The following is an 18548-nucleotide window of genomic DNA, read 5'->3' on the forward strand; positions in this document are numbered from 1 at the left end:
CGTCAGCCGATGCCGCGCCAGCCCTGCGGGTCGACCCCGCCGGGCACCGGGGCGCCGGCATCGTACGGCTCCCTCGTGAACACGAAGGACGCCAGATCGAGGTGGCTCACCGAGCCGTCCTCGCGGCGCACCGCCCGTAGGGTCTCCCCGGCGTAGTACCCGGACAGCCCGGTCCAGCTGCCGTCCGGCTCTGCCCGGAACCGGGCCGTACGGCCCGCCCCGCCGACCGGCGCCAGTTCGAGCGAGCCGTCCGCGATCAGCCGCACCACCTGGGCCGAAGTCCCCCAGTACCAGGGGCCGCACAGCTCAAGCGGCACCTGATCGGCCTCCTGGAACGGCCGCCACGGCGGTGGGAACGGTGGCTCGGCGTCCGCCACGATCCCGACGAGGTCGGCTGCCACGGCCGTGGCAGGCGGCCCCGACGTGCAGTTGGCCAGGACCACCGCTGCCACGTCGTCCGCCTCGCTCAGCCACAGCCCCGCGACGAACCCGGGCAGCGAGCCGCTGTGGCCCACCAGCCGGCGCGCGCCGTGGGCCATCAGCTGCATCCCCAGTCCGTAGCCGAGATCGGCGAAGCCGGGCTCGGGCGGCGCCGTCGGCCGGCGCATCTCCCGTACGGACTGCGCGCTCAGGACCCGGTCGTCACCGCGCAGCAGGAAGTCGGCGAACCGTGCGAGGTCCCGGGCCGTGGACCACAGCTGGCCGGCCGCGGCCATCAGTCCCAGGTCTTCGAGCGGCTCGGGCATCATCACGTCGGCCCACGGATGGACCGCCCAGCCGCCCGCGTGCGGTGCCTGCGGAAATCCGCTCGTGCGGTCCAGGCCGAGGGGCTCCAGCACTTCGGCCCGCAGGACCTCTTCCCAGGGCCGGCCGCGCAGTGCCTCCACCAGCGAACCCAGCAGGGTGTAACCGGGGTTGGAGTAGTGGTGCCTGCTGCCCGGGGTGAGCTTGAAGGGCTCCTCGCCCAGCACGTCGGCGAGTTCGGGCCGCTGCGTGCCGGGGGTGCGCTCCCACCACTCACCGGGTGTCTCCGCCGCCAGCCCGCCGGTGTGGGCCAGTAGTTGGGCGATGGTCACCTGGCCGACGGCGGTGCCCGGGAGGTGCTTCTCCAGCGGGTCCTCAAGCCTCAGCAGCCCTGCGTCCCGCAGGCGCATGACGAGGACGGCGGTGAAGGTCTTGCTGATCGATCCGATCCTGTACTGGACGTCGCCGTGCGGGCCGTGCCCCTCGACGGAGGTCCGGGAACCCTCCCAGACAACCTCCCCGCCGCGGAGTACGGCCGCCACGACCGACGGCGCGCGGCCCGTGCTCTGCGCGACGGCGATCCGGTGCCTCAGCGCACGCCGGGTGGCAGGGAGCAGTTCACGATCCTCGGCAAGCTCGTCCATGATCGGATGCTACGTGTTGGCCATGTCCACAAAGCGCGAATAGTGGCCCTGGAAGGCCACGGTGATCGTCGCGGTGGGCCCGTTTCGGTGCTTGGCCACGATCAGGTCGGCCTCACCGGCGCGAGGGGACTCCTTCTCATAGGCGTCCTCGCGGTGCAGCAGGATCACCATGTCGGCGTCCTGCTCGATCGAGCCGGACTCACGCAGGTCGGAGACCATCGGCTTCTTGTCGGTTCGCTGCTCCGGACCACGGTTCAGCTGGGAGAGCGCGATCACCGGGACCTCCAGCTCCTTCGCGAGCAGCTTGAGGTTTCGGGACATGTCCGAGACCTCCTGCTGACGGCTCTCGGGACGGCGCGAGCCACCGGACTGCATCAGCTGGAGGTAGTCGATGACCACGAGCGAGAGATCGTTGCGCTGCTTGAGCCGGCGGCACTTGGCCCTGATCTCCATCATCGACAGGTTGGGGGAATCGTCGATGTAGAGGGGGGCGGCGGAGACGTCCGGCATCCGACGGGCCAGCCGGGTCCAGTCGTCGTCCGTCATCGTGCCCGAACGCATGTGGTGCAGCGCCACCCTGGCCTCCGCCGAGAGGAGGCGCATGGCGATCTCGTTGCGCCCCATTTCGAGAGAGAAGATCACGCTCGGCAGGTTGCTCTTGATGGAGCAGGCCCGGGCGAAGTCCAGCGCGAGGGTGGACTTACCCATGGCCGGACGGGCGGCGATGACGATCATCTGGCCCGGGTGCAGGCCGTTGGTCAGCGAGTCCAGGTCTGTGAAGCCGGTGGGGACGCCGGACATCTGCCCGCTGCGCGAACCGATGGCCTCGATCTCGTCGAGGGCGCCCTCCATGATGTCGCCGAGCGGCAGGTAGTCCTCGGAGGTCCGCTGCTCGGTGACGGCGTAGATCTCGGCCTGGGCGCTGTTGACGATCTCGTCGACGTCGCCGTCGGCCGCGTATCCCATCTGCGTGATCTTCGTACCGGCGGCGACCAGGCGGCGCAGGACTGCCCTCTCGTGGACGATCTCCGCGTAGTACTCCGCGTTCGCCGCCGTCGGTACGGACTGGACCAGGGTGTGCAGGTACGAGGCCCCGCCGACCTTGCTGATCTCGCCGCGTCGCGTCAGCTCGGCGCCGACGGTGATCGGGTCGGCCGGCTCGCCCTTTGCGTACAGGTCGAGGATGGCCTGGTAGATCGTCTCGTGCGAGGGCCGGTAGAAGTCGTGGCCCTTGATGACCTCGACGACATCGGCGATGGCGTCCTTGGAGAGCAGCATGCCGCCGAGCACCGACTGCTCGGCGTCGAGGTCCTGGGGAGGGACGCGCTCGAAGCCGCCGCCACCACCGTCCCAGGAGCCGCCTTCGCGACCCCGGTCGTGCTGTTCGTCGCCGCGGCCCCGGCCTCCGCTGTTGCGGCGCGGACGGGCGGGCAGACGGTCACTCGGACCGCTGTCGGCCCAGGGGTCGTCCATGGGCTCGGGCATGCTCACCGGGCCGCCTCCTCCCGTCCGCAACGCGGACCTCGCCGTGCGACTCTTTCTACGACACGGCTCTGACATTTGGGGCACCCGAAACCGCTGTCGGAGAGTCGGGCAACGCACCACGGTAGGGCCGCGAGCGGCGTCAGCCAATCTTGTTATCCACAGGCTCTGTGGATGAGATGTGGATGACGGCGCCAATGCTGTGGGTAACTCCACGGAAGCTGTGCACGGACCGGGGGACGACGCTGTGGACAAAATCACCCGGGGCACCCCCTCACCGCATCTGACCTGGGGTTTCTTCTTCCACCGCCAGCGGGCGTGAAAATTGTTCGCCGCGCTCTCGAGAACGCCTCCAACGAGGTGGGAAGAACCCGCAAGTCAGCGCACTGGTAAGGATTCATACAGTGTTGCATCCATTACCTGTGGAAGATTAGATTGGTCGCATGACACAGGCCCTCGCAGCACCCACGGCGGGGCCGAGACGGCATGACCGAGAGATCTTCGCTCTCGCCGTCCCCGCCTTCGGCGCCCTCGTCGCGGAGCCCCTCTTCGTGATGGCCGACAGCGCCATCGTGGGACACCTCGGCACCCCCCAGCTGGCCGGCCTCGGCATCGCCGCCGCCCTGCTCACCACCGCCGTGAGCGTCTTCGTCTTCCTCGCTTACGCCACCACCGCGGCCGTCTCCCGCAGGGTCGGCGCGGGAGACCTGCAAGCGGCCATCCGTCAGGGCATGGACGGCATCTGGCTGGCCCTGCTGCTCGGCGTGGCCGTCATCGCCGTGGTGCTGCCTGCCGCACCCTCGCTGGTCTCCCTCCTCGGCGCCTCCGACAGCGTCGCCCCCCACGCGATCACCTATCTGCGCATCTCCGCCCTCGGCATCCCCGCGATGCTCGTGGTCTTGGCAGCCACCGGGGTGATCCGCGGCCTCCAGGACACCCGTACACCGCTGTACGTCGCGATCGGCGGCTTCACCCTCAACGCAGGTCTGAACGTCGCGCTCGTCTACGGTGCGGGCCTCGGCATCGCCGGCTCCGCCTGGGGCACGGTCCTGGCCCAGTGCGCCATGGCAGCCGCCTACCTCGTCGTGGTCGTTCGCGGGGCCCGACGGCACGGCGCCTCCCTGCGCCCCGATACCGCCGGGATACATGCCTGCGCCCATGCCGGGGCTCCACTGCTGGTCCGCACTCTGTCCCTGCGCGCCATTCTGATGATCGCGACCGCCGTGGCCGCCCGGCTCGGCGACGCCGACATCGCAGCCCACCAGATCCTGCTCTCCCTGTGGAGCCTGCTCGCCTTCGCCCTGGACGCCATCGCGATCGCCGGGCAGGCGATCATCGGTCGCTACCTGGGCTCGGGCGACACGGACGGCGCAAAGGCCGTCTGCCGCCGGATGGTGCAGTGGGGCGTCGCAACGGGCATCGTGCTCGGGCTGCTGGTGGTCCTGGCGCGCCCGGTCTTCATCCCGCTGTTCACCAGGGACCCGGCTGTCGAGAACGCCCTGCTGCCCGCCCTGCTGGTGGTGGCCCTCTCCCAGCCCGTGTCCGGCATCGTCTTCGTACTGGACGGAGTCCTGATGGGCGCGGGTGACGGCCGCTACCTGGCCAGGGCCATGCTCGTGACGCTTGCCGCCTTCACGCCGGTAGCGCTGCTCGTCCCGGCCCTGGGCGGCGGGCTGACGATGCTCTGGTGGGCCATGACCCTGATGATGCTGGTCCGGATGGTCACCCTTCAGCTGCGTGCACGTTCCGGCCGATGGGCGGTCGCGGGAGCCACCCGGTAGGTGTTTCACGTGAAACATCGCCTCGGCGTCGTCGTGTTCCACGTGAAACATCGCCTGCCGCCTCTGCCCGGAGAGCCCAGGAAACGGCGAAGGGCCGCACCCCATCGGGGTGCGGCCCTTCACGTGCAGCCCTTAGGCGGCGACGACCTCGATGCCCACGTTCGCGGCCACGTCGCTGTGCAGACGCACAGAGACCTGGTACGAACCGAGGGTCTTGATCGGGGAGCCCAGCTCAACGCGGCGCTTGTCGACCTTCGGGCCACCCGAAGCCTCGATCGCCGTGGCGATGTCGGCCGGGGTCACGGAGCCGAAGAGACGACCGGCGTCACCCGCGCGGGTGGCCAGACGGACCTTGACACCCTCGAGCTTGGCCTTGACCTCGTTGGCCTGCTCGATGGTCGCGATCTCGTGGATCTTGCGGGCGCGGCGGATCTGCGCCACGTCCTTCTCGCCACCCTTGGTCCAGCGGATCGCGAAACCACGCGGGACCAGGTAGTTGCGAGCGTAACCGTCCTTGACGTCGACGACATCGCCGGCGGCACCGAGGCCAGAGACCTCGTGGGTCAGGATGATCTTCATTAGTCGGTCACCCTTTCCTTATCGCGCGGTGGACGTGTAGGGCAGCAGCGCCATCTCACGGCTGTTCTTCACGGCCGTGGCGACGTCACGCTGGTGCTGCGTGCAGTTGCCGGTTACGCGGCGGGCACGGATCTTGCCGCGGTCGGAAATGAACTTCCGCAGCATGTTCGTGTCCTTGTAGTCCACGTACGCGGTCTTGTCCTTGCAGAACGCGCAGACCTTCTTCTTAGGCTTGCGCACAGGCGGCTTCGCCATTGTGTCTCTCCTGTGTGATCAAGAAGTTTGGATGGAGCAGCCCTAGAAGGGCGGCTCGTCCGAGTAGCCACCGCCGGAGCCGCCGGAGCTTCCGCCCCAACCGCCCCCGCCGCCGCCCTGCTGCTGGCCACCGGCCGGCGCGCTGGACGCCCACGGGTCGTCGGAGGGAGCTCCGCCGCCCTGCTGGCCGCCGCCGCTGGGGGCTCCGCCCCAGCCACCGCCGCCACCCTGCTGCTGACCGCCGCCGCCGTATCCGCCCTGGCCACCGCGACCGGTGGTCTTGGTGACCTTGGCCGTGGCGTTCTTCAGGCTGGGGCCGACTTCCTCGACGTCCAGCTCGTAGACCGTGCGCTTGACACCCTCACGGTCCTCGTACGACCGCTGCCTCAGCCGGCCCTGCACGATGACGCGCATGCCTCGCTGGAGGGACTCGGCGACGTTCTCCGCCGCCTGCCGCCACACCGAGCAGGTCAGGAACAGGCTCTCGCCGTCCTTCCACTCATTGGTCTGACGGTCGAAGGTGCGGGGGGTGGACGCGACACGGAACTTCGCGACCGCCGCACCCGAGGGGGTGAAGCGCAGCTCGGGGTCGTCGACGAGATTGCCGACGACCGTGATGACGGTCTCGCCTGCCATGGATGAACCTCTCGGCGGGGATTGCTGCTGGGCTGCTGTGCTACTCGATCCCGATTACCGCTGAACCGAAGTTCAGTGGGTCTCGGGGCGAAGGACCTTGGTCCGGAGAACCGACTCGTTCAGGTTCATCTGTCGGTCAAGCTCCTTGACGACCGCAGGCTCGGCCTGAAGGTCGATGACCGAGTAGATGCCCTCGGGCTTCTTCTTGATCTCGTAAGCGAGACGACGACGGCCCCAGGTGTCGACCTTCTCGACCTTTCCGTTGCCCTCACGGACGACGGAGAGGAAGTTCTCGATCAGCGGGGAGACAGCGCGCTCCTCGAGATCGGGGTCGAGGATGACCATCACTTCGTAGTGACGCATGTGGAACCCACCTCCTTTGGACTCAGCGGCCACGGTCGTTCCGTGGCAGGAGGGTCGTGATGCGTGAGCACGGCGTCCGCAGAGCAGACACCGCGCAGCTGTACAGACTACCTGCTCGCGTCCTTCCGGTTGAAATCCGGCAGGAGAGGGCCACAATCTGTATCCATCGGGTGTGCTCGGTGCTATGCCCTCGGCCCCCTGCCGGAGGCAGCCCGCAGCACCGCCAGCTTCAGCCAGGAGGTGCCTTCCGATGGCACAGGCAATGCGGCCCCCTCAGATCTCCCTGCTCTCCACCGACGGAAAGCCCCACCCGCTGCAGGACACCCTGATGGCGGTCACTCTGACCCTCGGCGTCGTGGCGTTCATCACGGCCTTCTTCCACAACCTGCACCTGATCAGCTCGTGGGCCGGGCTGATCGGAATCCTGACCGGCGCGTACGGACAGTTCGTCTCCGTCACGACACGCGAGCGCTTCGCGCTGATCATCGGCCTTGGCGCGTCTGCCATCGGCTTCTACCTCGGCATGTTCCACGGCGGCCTCTTCGGGAGCTGACCGGGCCGCCCGGGACACCTCCTCGGCAGGGCGCCGGCCGCACTCCGGCCCGGGCCCACGGCCCGTCCCCCAGAAGGGTGGCGCCCCTGTCGCAGTAGGCTTCGCGCCATAGCCAGCGAAGCCGCCGAGGAGACGCCCCGCATGAGCCTGTCCCTGAGGACCATCAGCCGAGAGCAGCATCTGGGTTACCTCCAGAGCCTGCCCTCGGCGAGCCACTGCCAGGTCCCGGCGTGGGCCGACGTCAAGAACGAGTGGCGTTCCGAGAACCTCGGTTGGTTCAACGAGGCCGAGGAACTCGTCGGAGCGGCGCTCGTGTTGTACCGGCAGCTGCCCAAGGTGAAGCGCTATCTGGCGTACCTCCCCGAGGGGCCGGTCATCAACTGGTACGCCCCGAATCTGGAGGAGTGGCTCCAGCCGATGCTGGCCCACCTCAAGCAGCAGGGCGCCTTCACCGTGAAGATGGGCCCGCCCGTCGTCATCCGCCGCTGGAACTCGGCCGCCATCAAGGCCGGCATCCAGGACCCGAACGTCAAGCGCCTGCGCGACGTGGAGGCCTCGGTCATCGAACCGCGCGCCTTCGAGGTGTCCGACAAGCTGCGCCGCATGGGCTGGCAGCAGGCCGAGGACGGCGGCGCCGGCTTCGGCGACGTCCAGCCCCGCTACGTCTTCCAGGTCCCGCTGGCCAACCGCTCGCTGGACGATGTCCTCAAGGGCTTCAACCAGCTGTGGCGCCGCAACATCAAGAAGGCGGAGAAGGCCGGCGTCGAGGTCGTCCAGGGCGGCTACGACGACCTGCCGACCTGGCAGCACCTCTACGAGATCACGGCCGAGCGCGACAAGTTCCGCCCGCGCCCGCTCAGCTACTTCCAGCGCCAGTGGACGGCCCTCAACTCCGAGGACCCCAACCGGATGCGCCTGTACATCGCCACGCACGAGGGAGAGCCGCTGGCCGCCGCCACGATGCTCACCGTCGGCCAGCACGTCTGGTACTCCTACGGCGCCTCCGCCAACCACAAGCGCGAGGTCCGGCCCTCGAACGCGATGCAGTGGCGGATGCTGCGCGACGCGTACGCACTCGGTGCGAGCGTCTACGACCTGCGCGGAATTTCTGACACGCTGGACGAGAACGACCACCTGTTCGGTTTGATCCAGTTCAAGGTCGGTACGGGCGGCGAAGCCGTGGAGTACGTCGGCGAGTGGGACTTCCCGCTGAACAAGGTGCTGCACAAGGCGCTCGACATCTACATGTCGCGGCGCTGACCCAGATCCACCCGCTTTCCCCCTACAGTCCCGCTGCACCGCGCAGCTTCCCAGGAGAGGTCCCGGACGGGCATGGCGCTCACGCTCTACGTCGACACCGCGCGCTGGCGTGCGCACCAGAAGCAGATCCAGGACCAGTTCCCCGGGATGGTCCCGGTCTGCAAGGGCAACGGTTACGGCTTCGGCCACGAGCGGCTGTGCGAGGAGGCGACCCGGATGGGCGCCGACGTACTCGCCGTCGGCACGACGTACGAGGCCGCCAGCATCAAGGACCTGTTCGGCGGCGACCTGCTGGTCCTCACCCCGTTCCGCCGGGGTGAGGAGCCGGTGCCGCTGCCGGACCGGGTCATCCGCTCGGTGTCCTCGCTGGACGGGGTCCGCAGCCTGGTCGGCGCCCGTGTGGTCATCGAGTGCATGAGCTCGATGCGCCGCCACGGGATCTCCGAGCAGGACCTGGGCCAGCTGCACGGCGCGATCGAGGACGTGCGGCTGGAGGGCTTCGCCCTGCACCTGCCGCTGGACCGCCCCGACGGCTCGGACGCCGTGGAGGAGGTCATCGGCTGGATGGACAGGCTGCGCGCGGCCCGGCTGCCGCTGCACACCATGTTCGTCAGCCACCTGCGGGCCGAGGAGCTGGCACGGCTCCAGCAGCAGTTCCCGCAGACCCGCTTCCGGGCCCGGATCGGCACCCGGCTGTGGCTGGGCGACCACGAGGCGACCCAGTACCGCGGCTCGGTGCTCGACGTCACGCGCGTGGCCAAGGGAGACCGCTTCGGGTACCGCCAGCAGAAGGCCGCGTCCGACGGCTGGCTGGTCGTGGTCGCCGGCGGTACCTCGCACGGTGTGGGCCTGGAGGCCCCGAAGGCGCTGCACGGTGTGATGCCGCGCGCCAAGGGCGTCGCCCGGGCAGGTCTGGCCACGGTCAACAGGAACCTGTCGCCGTTCGTGTGGGCGGGCAAGCAGCGCTGGTTCGCCGAGCCGCCGCACATGCAGGTGTCGATCCTGTTCGTGCCCGCCGACGCGACCGAGCCGAAGGTCGGCGACGAGCTGGTGGCGCACCTGCGCCACACCACCACGCAGTTCGACCGCGTGCTCGACGCCTGAGCCGCCCGGTCAGTGGCTGGAGCCGGTGCCCCAGTCGACCCGCTGTCCCTCCGAGGGCGTCGCGTATCGCGGCGCCCTCGCTGCGTCAGACAGCACGAACACGTCCTCGGCGCCGTCCAGGACGCCCCCGGAGGGGTCGTCCGAGCCGTCCCGGCGGACGACGTCCCGCTCCGGGAGGAGAATGTCGCGGACGATGACGGCGCACAGGTAGAGCGTGGTCAGCAGATGGGCGGCGATGGCCAGCTGGTAGCCCTCCACGGGCAGGCCCTGGTGCTTGTCCCCACTGTTGATGTACGCGAGGTAGAACCAGATCCCGAGGAAGTAGGCGACCTCGCCGGCCTGCCAGATCAGGAAGTCCCGCCAGCGCGGCCGGGCCAGTGCGGCGAGCGGGATGAGCCACAGCACGTACTGCGGTGAGTAGACCTTGTTGCACAGGATGAAGGCGGCGACGACCAGGAAGGCCAGCTGGGCGAAGCGGGGGCGGCGGGGGGCGGTCAGGGTGAGCAGTCCGATGGCCCCGCAGAGCAGGAGTGTCAGCCCGGTCGCGTAGGTGTTGGCGTCGTGCAGGGGGTTGCCCGAGCGCTGGGAGATCAGCAGCCAGACGGAGCCGAAGTCGATGGGCCGCTCCTGGCTGAAGGTGTAGAACTTCGTCCAGCCCTCCCAGGCGAAGAGCATGACGGGCAGGTTCGCCACGAGCCAGGCACCGGCCGCTCCCAGGACCGCGCCGCCGAAGGCACGCCACTTCCCGGCCCGCCAGCAGAGCACGAACAGGACCCCGAGCAGCAGTACGGGGTACAGCTTGGCGGCGGTGGCCAGGCCGATGAGGACGCCGAAGAGGACCGTGCGCCCACGGGACCACATCAGCATCCCTGCCGCGGTCAGGGCGATGGCCAGCAGGTCCCAGTTGATCGTGGCCGTCAGGGCGAAGGCGGGCGCGAGGGCGAAGAGCAGGGCGTCCCAGGGGCGGCGGCGGTGGGTGCGGGCGACGCAGACGGCGATGACCGCCGCGCAGGCCATCAGCATGCCCGCGTTGACCATCCAGTACATCTGCTCGCGGTGCTGAATGGAGCCGCTGCCGGGGGTCAGCCAGGAGGCGATCTCCATGAAGAGCCCGGTGAGCACCGGGTACTCCAGGTACTCCATGTCGCCGGGCAGCCGGTCGAAGTAGGGCGTCAGGTTGTCGGCGAAGCCGCGGACCGCGTACAGGTGCGGGATGTCGGAGTAGCAGGCGTGGGTGTACTGCGAGGTCGCCCCGCGGAACCACGCCCAGTCGTAGCAGGGGAGCTTCTGCACCATGCCGAGGGCGAACATTCCGATGGCGATGAGGGCCACGACACGCACCGGTCCCAGCCAGTGCCCTCCGAGCCGGGCGTAGCGGCCGAGCGGGCCGCCGATGAGCTCACTGCCGGCTGCGGCGACCTCGTCCTGCTGCGTGGGCAGTACGGGGCGGTCCTCGTGCACCTTCGTCATGGGGGCCATCCTGCCGTACGGGGCCGGGCATGGAGGAAGGCCGCCGCACAGTGCGTGCGACGGCCTTCCTCGGCTGACAGGGCTGCGGGGGATCAGTCCTGCATGGTGCTGGTGGTGGTCGATCCCGTCAGGCCGCCCGGGCGCCCCGGTCTGCCGCTGGGCGACGGGGACGGCGATCCGCTGGGCCCGCCGATGACCCCGGAGGTGGTGCCGGTGTTCGTGCCTCCGTCGGTGGTCCCGCGCGTGGTGTCCGGGTCGCAGTACAGCTCCCACGGCTTGCACGGACGGCCGTCGCCCTTGGAAGGCGTCGGAGACGGCGGCGGGCTGGTCGGCGGGAGCGACGACGGGGACGTGGACGGCGTCACGGGTGCCACGGGGGTGGGGGAGGGGGCGCCGGCGGAATCGGCCGTGACGCCGATGTCCTCGGCCTCGGGGAACTCCGTGACCGGCTTGCCCTTGAGGGCCTCGCTCATGTACTCGGTCCAGATCTCGGCCGGGATGTCGCCACCGTGGAGGGAGGGGATGTCGCCCACGCCCTTCATGGAGATGAGCTCCTTCTCCGCCGAGTTGGGGTCGGTGCGGAAGAGGACCACGGAGGTGGACAGCTCCGGGGTGTAGCCGACGAACCACGCCGACTTGTTCTCGTCGGTGGTACCGGTCTTGCCCGCGGCGGGCCGGCCCAGCTTCTTGGCCTTCTTGCCGGTGCCGTTCTCGATGACGTTCTGCAGCACCTTGGTGACGTTGTCGGCGACCGCGTTGTCCATGGCCCGCTGGTCCTTGGGGGGCTCGAAGCCGGTCAGCTTCTCGCCGTTCTTCTCGACCGCGATCACGGAGTACGGCTCGCGGTGCGTGCCGGAGGCGGCGAAGGTCGCGTACGAGTCGGCCATGCGGATGGCGCTGGGGGTCGAGGTGCCCAGGGCGAAGGAGGCGTCGGCGTTCGGGTTGATCGACTCCTCGAGGATGCCCGTGGCCTTCGCCACGCTCCTGACCTTCTCGTGGCCGACGTCGAAGACAAGCTGGGCGAAGGGGACGTTGATGGACTTCTCCATCGCCTCGTTGAGGGTCACGTACCCGAATGCGGTGGGGCTTTCGTTCTTCTGCCGGAACGGGTTGCCGGAGGCGTCGCGCAGCGGCTTGCCCTCACGGTTGTTGATCACGGTGAGGTCGTTGGCCTGGTACTTGCTGTCGACCGAGATGCCCTTGCCGCCCGAGTTCTGGGTGCCGTACTCCATGGCCGCCGCCAGCACGTACGGCTTCCAGGTCGAGCCGACCGGGACGCCGCTGGTGTTGGCGTTGTTGCTGAAGTACTTCTGGTCCCACCCCGGGCCGCCGTACAGGGCGACGAGCGCGCCGGTCTTGACATCCACGGAGGCGGCGCCGAACTGTACGAAGGTGTCGGTCTCGGGGCGCTTCTTCTCGTCGATCAGGCCGGCGCGGATGTCCTCGACGGCCTTGGTCATGGCGTCCACCTTCGGCTTCTCGAAGGTGGTCTTGATCCGGTAGCCGCCCAGGGCCATCTGCTCGGCGGTGATGCCCTTGGTCTTCATCACGTACGCCTTGGCCGTGTCGACCAGGTAGCCGATCTGGCCGGTCATACCGCGGGCCTGCTCCGACTCGACGAGCGCGGGGAAGTCCTTGTACTTCGCCCGCTCCCCCGCCTCCATGCGGCCCACCTCGACCTCGCGGTCCAGCACCCAGGCCCAGCGCTTTCTGGCGCGGTCCTCGTTGAGGGCGGGGGTGGCGGCGGCGCCGATGCCGCCGTCCGGGTTGTAGAGGTTGGGGCCCTTCAGCACGGCGGCCAGGAACGCGCACTCGGAGGGGTTCAGGTCCTGGCTGTCCTTGCCGAAGTAGGCACGGGCGGCGGCCTGGATGCCGTATGCGTCCCGCCCGTAGTAGGCGGTGTTCAGGTACCCGGCGAGGACGGTGTCCTTCTCCTCGGAGACACCGAGCCTCAGCGCGATGAAGAGCTCGGTGACCTTCCGCTTGAGCGTCTGGTCGGAGTCCAGGTACGTGTTCTTCACGTACTGCTGGGTGATGGTCGAGCCGCCCTGGGTGGATCCGCCCGTGCCCATGTTCCAGACGGCGCGGGCGATACCCATGGGGTCCACGCCCTTGTCCGTCTCGAAGGACTCGTTCTCCGCCGCGATCACGGCGTCCCTCATCGACCGGGGAATGCTCGAGATGGGGACGATCTGCCGGTTCATCGAACCGCCCGTCGCCACCATCTGGGTGCCGTCGGCCCAGTAGAAGACGTTGTTCTGCGCCTTGGCCGCCTTGTTCGGGTCCGGCGTGCTCACCATGGCGATACCGATGCCGGTACCGGCGATGATGACCGCGAAGAAGCCGAAGGCGGTGCCGGAGACCAGCTTCCAGGAAGGCACGAAGCGCTTCCAGCCATCCCTGTCGGACCGCGGGTAGTTGATGAACCGCTTGTCCGGGCGGCCGGCGCCGCGCGCGCTCCCCGTAGCGCCTCTGCCGCGGCCCGAGGCCCCTCTCTGCGCCGCCCGGCGGGCGTCGGCGCGACTGCCCTGGGCGGGCTGCTGTGTATACGGGCCGCTGTGTGACGCCGTGGGGACGTCACGTCCGGCCGGGGCACCCCTGCCGGGGCGCTGCTGGGCGGCGCGGCGGGCGGAGGCCCGCCCCCCGCCCTGGGGCTGCGGCGGTTTGCGGCGGTGCTCGCTCATCGAACGACTACTCCTCGGGCAGGCGAGTGGCCTGGAAGCGGCAGATGAATTCCGGTTCCCCCCGGTGTCATGGCGCACAGACTACGCACGGTCAAAACCCGCCCAGTGCCGAAGTTCACCCCAAATCAGGCAACCTGCCTGGTGCGAATCGGTGATGTGATGCCGGTCACCATGTCTCCCCTTGTCGATGAAGGCGGCCCGTTCTATCGTCTGGATGTATCGAGTCGATACATCAGCTCGACATAATGACTCAGGGGTGGAGGAGAGGCAGGCGGATGAGCAGACGCTCCGGCATCCTCGAGTTCGCCGTCCTCGGCCTGCTCCGCGAATCCCCCATGCACGGCTATGAGCTGCGCAAGCGGCTCAACACCTCGCTGGGAGTGTTCAGAGCCTTCAGCTACGGGACGCTCTACCCCTGCCTCAAAACGCTCGTCGCCAACGGCTGGTTGATCGAAGAACCGGGCAACGCCCCGGAAGACGCTCTCGCCGCTTCACTCGCAGGGCGCCGCGCCAAGATCGTCTACCGGTTGACGGCCGCAGGTAAGGAGCGCTTCGAGGAGCTCCTCTCCCACACGGGCCCCGAGACCTGGGAGGACGAGTCCTTCGCCGCCCGCTTCGCCTTCTTCGGCCAGACCGAACGAGACGTGCGGATGCGGGTACTGGAGGGCCGCCGCAGCCGGCTGGAGGAGCGCCTGGAGAAGATGCGCGCCTCACTCGCCCGAACGCGGGAGCGCCTCGACGACTACACGCTTGAGCTGCAGCGGCACGGCATGGAGTCCGTGGAGCGCGAAGTGCGCTGGCTGAACGAGCTCATCGAGAGTGAGCGGGCGGGACGGGATCGGAGACGATCAGGTCCGCCCGACGAAACCGAAAAATGAGGACTGCATCTTGCAGGCCTTGTCCGAGAACAAACAGGGAGCAACCGGAATGGGTTCGGTTCGCGTAGCCATCGTCGGCGTGGGCAACTGCGCCGCCTCGCTGGTGCAGGGCGTCGAGTACTACAAGGACGCCGACCCGGCGGCCAAGGTCCCCGGGCTGATGCACGTCCAGTTCGGCGACTACCACGTGCGTGACATCGAGTTCGTCGCCGCGTTCGACGTCGACGCGAAGAAGGTCGGCCTCGACCTTTCGGACGCCATCGGCGCCAGCGAGAACAACACCATCAAGATCTGCGACGTACCGAACACCGGTGTCACCGTTCAGCGCGGTCACACCCTGGACGGCCTGGGCAAGTACTACCGCCTGACGATCGAGGAGTCCGCCGAGGCTCCGGTCGACGTGGTCAAGGTCCTCAAGGACCGCCAGGTCGACGTCCTGATCTGCTACCTGCCCGTCGGCTCCGAGGACGCGGCGAAGTTCTACGCGCAGTGCGCCATCGACGCCAAGGTCGCCTTCGTCAACGCCCTCCCGGTCTTCATCGCCGGCACCAAGGAGTGGGCCGACAAGTTCACCGAGGCCGGTGTCCCGATCGTCGGCGACGACATCAAGTCGCAGGTCGGCGCCACCATCACGCACCGTGTGATGGCGAAGCTGTTCGAGGACCGCGGTGTCCGTCTTGAGCGCACCATGCAGCTCAACGTCGGCGGCAACATGGACTTCAAGAACATGCTCGAGCGCGACCGCCTCGAGTCGAAGAAGATCTCCAAGACACAGGCCGTCACCTCGCAGATCCCCGACCGTGAGCTCGGCGAGAAGAACGTCCACATCGGCCCGTCCGACTACGTCGCGTGGCTCGACGACCGCAAGTGGGCCTACGTCCGCCTTGAGGGCCGCGCCTTCGGCGATGTCCCGCTGAACCTCGAGTACAAGCTCGAGGTGTGGGACTCCCCGAACTCCGCCGGTGTCATCATCGACGCCCTGCGCGCCGCGAAGATCGCCAAGGACCGCGGTATCGGCGGCCCGATCCTGTCGGCGTCCAGCTACTTCATGAAGTCTCCGCCGGTCCAGTACTTCGACGACGAGGCCCTGGCCAACGTCGAGAAGTTCATCAAGGGCGAGGTCGAGCGCTAGTCGAAGCCTGCGAGTCCGGTCGACACCTGGACTTCGGCTGTTCTTCCGCGGAGGGTCCCCGGGCAATGTGCCCGGGGACCCTCCGCGTATGTGACCCTTTCCCTCATGCCTGTCGTACGTGATCTGCGCGTACTCCTGCGCCTGAGGGGCTTCCGCAACCTGCTCGCCGTACGGCTGCTCTCCCAGGCGGCGGACGGCGTGTACCAGGTCGCGCTCGCCACCTATGTCGTCTTCTCCCCCGAGAAACAGGCCTCGCCGGCGGCCATCGCCTCGGCCATGGCGGTACTGCTGCTGCCCTACTCGGTGATCGGCCCCTTTGCCGGGGTGCTGCTCGACCGCTGGCGCCGCCGCCAGGTCTTCCTCTACGGCAACCTGCTGCGGGCCTTCCTCGCCTGCATCACCGCCGTGCTGATCGTCGCGCACGTGCCCGACTGGCTGTTCTATGCCTCGGCGCTGTCCGTGACTGCGGTCAACCGCTTCGTGCTGGCAGGACTGGCCGCCTCACTGCCCCGCGTCGTCGGAGCCGACCAGCTGGTCACCGCGAACGCGCTCTCCCCGACCGCGGGGACCCTCGCGGCCGTGGCCGGCGGTGGGCTGGCCTTCCTCGTCCGGCTGCTCGCCTCCGGCTCCAACGCCCTCGTCGTGCTGCTCGGAGCCTGTCTCTATCTCTGTGCGGCCCTGGTCTCCCTGCGCCTGGCCATCGGGCTGCTCGGCCCCGACCACTGCGCCGGGCAGGTCCATCCCTCGCTGGCCGAAGGTATCGCCCTCACCGTACGGGGCATGGTCGAAGGCCTCCGGCACCTCGCCGGCCGGCGCCGGGCGGCCTGGGCGCTCACGACGATGACCCTGATGAGGTTCTGCTACGGGGCCCTGTTCGTCATGCTGCTGATGCTCTGCCGCTACGCCTGGTCGGACAGCGAGGCCGAGGGACTCGCCCTCCTGGGCATCGCGATCGGGGCCTCGGGGGCCGGATTCTTCGCGGCCGCCGTCGTGACCCCGTGGATGGTGGGGATGCTGGGCACCCTCGGCTGGATCACCGCCTGCGCCGCGGGATCCGCCGTCCTGGTGCCGGCCCTGGGCCTGTTCTTCGCCCCGGGGCCGATGCTGGTCGCCGCGTTCGTGCTCGGCCTCGCCACCCAGGGCGCCAAGATCTCCACCGATACCGAAGTGCAGTCCCGGGTGGACGACGACTACCGCGGCCGGGTGTTCTCGGTCTACGACGTGCTGTTCAACGTCGCTTTCGTCGCTGCGGCGGCAGTGGCCGCCCTCATGCTCCCCGCCGACGGGCAGTCCGTGGTCCTGCTCGTCTGTGTGTCCGTCCTCTACGCCCTGACCGCGGTGATGCTCGGTCGGCGCAGCCGATGTTTCACGTGAAACATCGCCCATCCCCGTTCCATGGGTGCCGATGTTTCACGTGAAACATCGGCACCCTCGCTCGCAGGTCAGGCCTGGGCGGCCCACCACTCCTTGAGGGCGACCACGGCGGCGTCATGCCCCATCGGTCCGTTCTCGAGCCGCATCTCCAGCAGGAATGCGTAGGCCTTGCCGATCACGGGCCCCGGGCCGACGTCCAGGACGCGCATGATCTCGTTGCCGTCCAGGTCGGGCCGGATCGCGTCCAGCTCCTCCTGCTCCTGAAGCTGTGCGATGCGCTGCTCAAGCCCGTCGTAGGTGCGGGAGAGCGCGTTGGCCTTGCGCTTGTTGCGGGTGGTGCAGTCGGACCGGGTCAGCTTGTGCAGGCGCTCCAGCAGCGGCCCGGCGTCACGGACATAGCGCCGCACCGCGGAGTCGGTCCATTCACCGTCCCCGTAGCCGTGGAAACGCAGGTGCAGCTCGACCAGCCGGGACACGTCCTTGATCATGTCGTTGGAGTACTTCAGCGCGGTCAGCCGCTTCTTGGTCATCTTCGCGCCCACCACTTCGTGGTGGTGGAAGGAGACCCGGCCGTCGCTCTCGAAGCGGCGGGTGCGGGGCTTGCCGATGTCGTGCAGCAGGGCGGCCAGCCGCAGCACGAGGTCCGGGCCGTCCTCCTCCAGCGCGATCGCCTGCTCCAACACGATCAGCGAGTGGTCGTAGACGTCCTTGTGCCGGTGGTGCTCGTCACTCTCCAGCCGAAGTGCGGGCAGCTCGGGCAGCACCCGGTCGGCCAGCCCGGTGTCCACCAGCAGTCCCAGCCCCCGGCGCGGGTTGGCGGAGAGGATCAGCTTGTTCAGCTCACCCTGGACCCGCTCCGCGGAAACGATCTCGATCCGCTCGGACATCGCCTTCATCGCCGCCACGACCTCCGGGGCGACCTCGAAGTCCAGCTGCGCCGAGAACCGCGCCGCCCGCATCATGCGCAGGGGATCGTCCGAGAAGGATTCCTCGGGGGTTCCGGGGGTGCGCAGCAGGCCGGTGGCCAGGTCATCCAGGCCACCGTGCGGGTCGATGAACTGCTGCTCGGGCAGGGCGAGGGCCATGGCGTTGACCGTGAAGTCGCGGCGCACGAGGTCTTCGTCGATCGATTCGCCGTAGGAGACTTCCGGCTTGCGCGACGTGCGGTCGTAGGCCTCGGAGCGGTAGGTCGTCACCTCGATCTGGAAGTTCCGCACAGCGTCTCCGACGCTGGCGTTCTTCTGCGCCCCGACGGTGCCGAAGGCGATCCCTACGTCCCAGACCGAGTCGGCCCACGGCCGGACGATCTTCAGGACGTCCTCGGGGCGGGCATCGGTGGTGAAGTCGAGATCGTTGCCGAGACGCCCGAGCAGCGCATCGCGGACGGAACCGCCGACCAGGGCGAGGCGGAAGCCCGCCTCCTGGAACCGGCGGCCGAGCTCGTCGGCGACTGGAGCGACCTGCAGCAGTTCACTGACCGCGCGGCGCTGCACCTGACTCAGGGCACTGGGGTTGTCTTCGTTGGCATTCGGCACAACAGAAAAGGGTACGTGCCCGGCCCACCAGGGACCGCCCTGTTTATCGGCGACCCCCAGTACGCGGCCGCCGT

The 18548-nt window shown here is 68.7% G+C and carries 16 protein-coding genes; 7 read left to right on the top strand and 9 right to left on the bottom strand.

The features are described 5' to 3' along the window. Positions 1-2 precede the first annotated feature (2 nt). Both ACFWFZ_RS19505 and dnaB read right to left on the bottom strand, forming a co-directional pair. Positions 3-1388 (bottom strand): serine hydrolase domain-containing protein, encoded by a 1386-nt coding sequence (locus ACFWFZ_RS19505; RefSeq protein ID WP_387123881.1) that lies wholly within the window; start codon positions 1386-1388, stop codon positions 3-5. Between the two features lie 9 nt (positions 1389-1397). Continuing rightward, complete coding sequence (gene dnaB, locus ACFWFZ_RS19510; RefSeq protein WP_387123968.1) at positions 1398-2861, bottom strand: replicative DNA helicase; 1464 nt, start codon at positions 2859-2861, stop codon at positions 1398-1400. 452 nt (positions 2862-3313) lie between these two features. On the opposite strand from dnaB, the gene ACFWFZ_RS19515 reads away from it, so the two are divergent. Further along, entirely contained in the window at positions 3314-4651 is a 1338-nt protein-coding gene (locus tag ACFWFZ_RS19515; RefSeq protein ID WP_387123883.1) for an MATE family efflux transporter, read from the top strand. Positions 4652-4783: 132 nt separating this feature from the next. Here ACFWFZ_RS19515 and rplI read toward each other — a convergent pair whose 3' ends face one another. From rplI to rpsF, 4 genes are all read right to left on the bottom strand, one after another. Beyond that, on the bottom strand, positions 4784-5230 hold the full coding sequence (gene rplI / locus ACFWFZ_RS19520) for a 50S ribosomal protein L9 (RefSeq protein ID WP_030956813.1): 447 nt from the start codon (positions 5228-5230) through the stop codon (positions 4784-4786). 18 nt (positions 5231-5248) lie between these two features. Then, positions 5249-5485 carry a 30S ribosomal protein S18 gene (rpsR, locus tag ACFWFZ_RS19525; protein ID WP_005315025.1) on the bottom strand — a complete coding sequence of 79 codons (237 nt, stop codon included), beginning with the start codon at positions 5483-5485 and terminating at the stop codon, positions 5249-5251. Positions 5486-5527: 42 nt separating this feature from the next. Beyond that, positions 5528-6121 (bottom strand): single-stranded DNA-binding protein, encoded by a 594-nt coding sequence (locus tag ACFWFZ_RS19530; RefSeq protein WP_387123885.1) that lies wholly within the window; start codon positions 6119-6121, stop codon positions 5528-5530. Between the two features lie 72 nt (positions 6122-6193). Continuing rightward, positions 6194-6484: a 30S ribosomal protein S6 gene (gene rpsF, locus ACFWFZ_RS19535; RefSeq protein ID WP_004950685.1), complete on the bottom strand. Its 291-nt coding sequence runs from the start codon at positions 6482-6484 to the stop codon at positions 6194-6196. A gap of 250 nt (positions 6485-6734) precedes the next feature. Here rpsF and ACFWFZ_RS19540 point away from each other — a divergent pair, with 250 nt between their 5' ends. From ACFWFZ_RS19540 to ACFWFZ_RS19550, 3 genes are all read left to right on the top strand, one after another. Beyond that, positions 6735-7037, top strand: a complete 303-nt coding sequence (locus tag ACFWFZ_RS19540; protein WP_387123887.1) for a hypothetical protein — start codon at positions 6735-6737, stop codon at positions 7035-7037. Between the two features lie 141 nt (positions 7038-7178). Then, a complete protein-coding gene (locus ACFWFZ_RS19545) occupies positions 7179-8297 on the top strand; it encodes a lipid II:glycine glycyltransferase FemX (RefSeq protein WP_387123888.1) in 1119 nt (372 codons plus the stop codon). 72 nt (positions 8298-8369) lie between these two features. Next, positions 8370-9401, top strand: coding sequence for an alanine racemase (locus tag ACFWFZ_RS19550; protein ID WP_387123890.1), 1032 nt, complete (start codon positions 8370-8372; stop codon positions 9399-9401). Positions 9402-9410: 9 nt separating this feature from the next. Here ACFWFZ_RS19550 and ACFWFZ_RS19555 read toward each other — a convergent pair whose 3' ends face one another. Beyond that, entirely contained in the window at positions 9411-10871 is a 1461-nt protein-coding gene (locus ACFWFZ_RS19555) for a glycosyltransferase family 87 protein (RefSeq protein WP_387123892.1), read from the bottom strand. A 92-nt stretch (positions 10872-10963) separates the two neighbouring features. After that, positions 10964-13555, bottom strand: coding sequence for a transglycosylase domain-containing protein (locus tag ACFWFZ_RS19560; protein WP_387123894.1), 2592 nt, complete (start codon positions 13553-13555; stop codon positions 10964-10966). A gap of 275 nt (positions 13556-13830) precedes the next feature. Between ACFWFZ_RS19560 and ACFWFZ_RS19565 the strand changes: the two genes are divergently transcribed. The 3 genes from ACFWFZ_RS19565 (at position 13831) to ACFWFZ_RS19575 (ending at position 16939) form a co-directional block, all read left to right on the top strand. Beyond that, the gene (locus ACFWFZ_RS19565) at positions 13831-14433 is read left to right on the top strand and encodes a helix-turn-helix transcriptional regulator (RefSeq protein WP_387123895.1); all 603 of its coding nucleotides are present in this window, start codon (positions 13831-13833) and stop codon (positions 14431-14433) included. Positions 14434-14482: 49 nt separating this feature from the next. Then, positions 14483-15565, top strand: a complete 1083-nt coding sequence (locus tag ACFWFZ_RS19570) for an inositol-3-phosphate synthase (protein WP_387123897.1) — start codon at positions 14483-14485, stop codon at positions 15563-15565. Positions 15566-15670: 105 nt separating this feature from the next. Beyond that, positions 15671-16939, top strand: a complete 1269-nt coding sequence (locus tag ACFWFZ_RS19575; protein ID WP_387123899.1) for an MFS transporter — start codon at positions 15671-15673, stop codon at positions 16937-16939. A gap of 68 nt (positions 16940-17007) precedes the next feature. On the opposite strand, the gene ACFWFZ_RS19580 is transcribed toward ACFWFZ_RS19575, so the two are convergent. After that, a complete protein-coding gene (locus ACFWFZ_RS19580; RefSeq protein WP_387123901.1) occupies positions 17008-18474 on the bottom strand; it encodes a CCA tRNA nucleotidyltransferase in 1467 nt (488 codons plus the stop codon). Positions 18475-18548 lie beyond the last annotated feature (74 nt).

The sequence above is a fragment of the Streptomyces sp. NPDC060232 genome (assembly GCF_042726555.1).
Classification (GTDB): Bacteria; Actinomycetota; Actinomycetes; order Streptomycetales; family Streptomycetaceae; genus Streptomyces.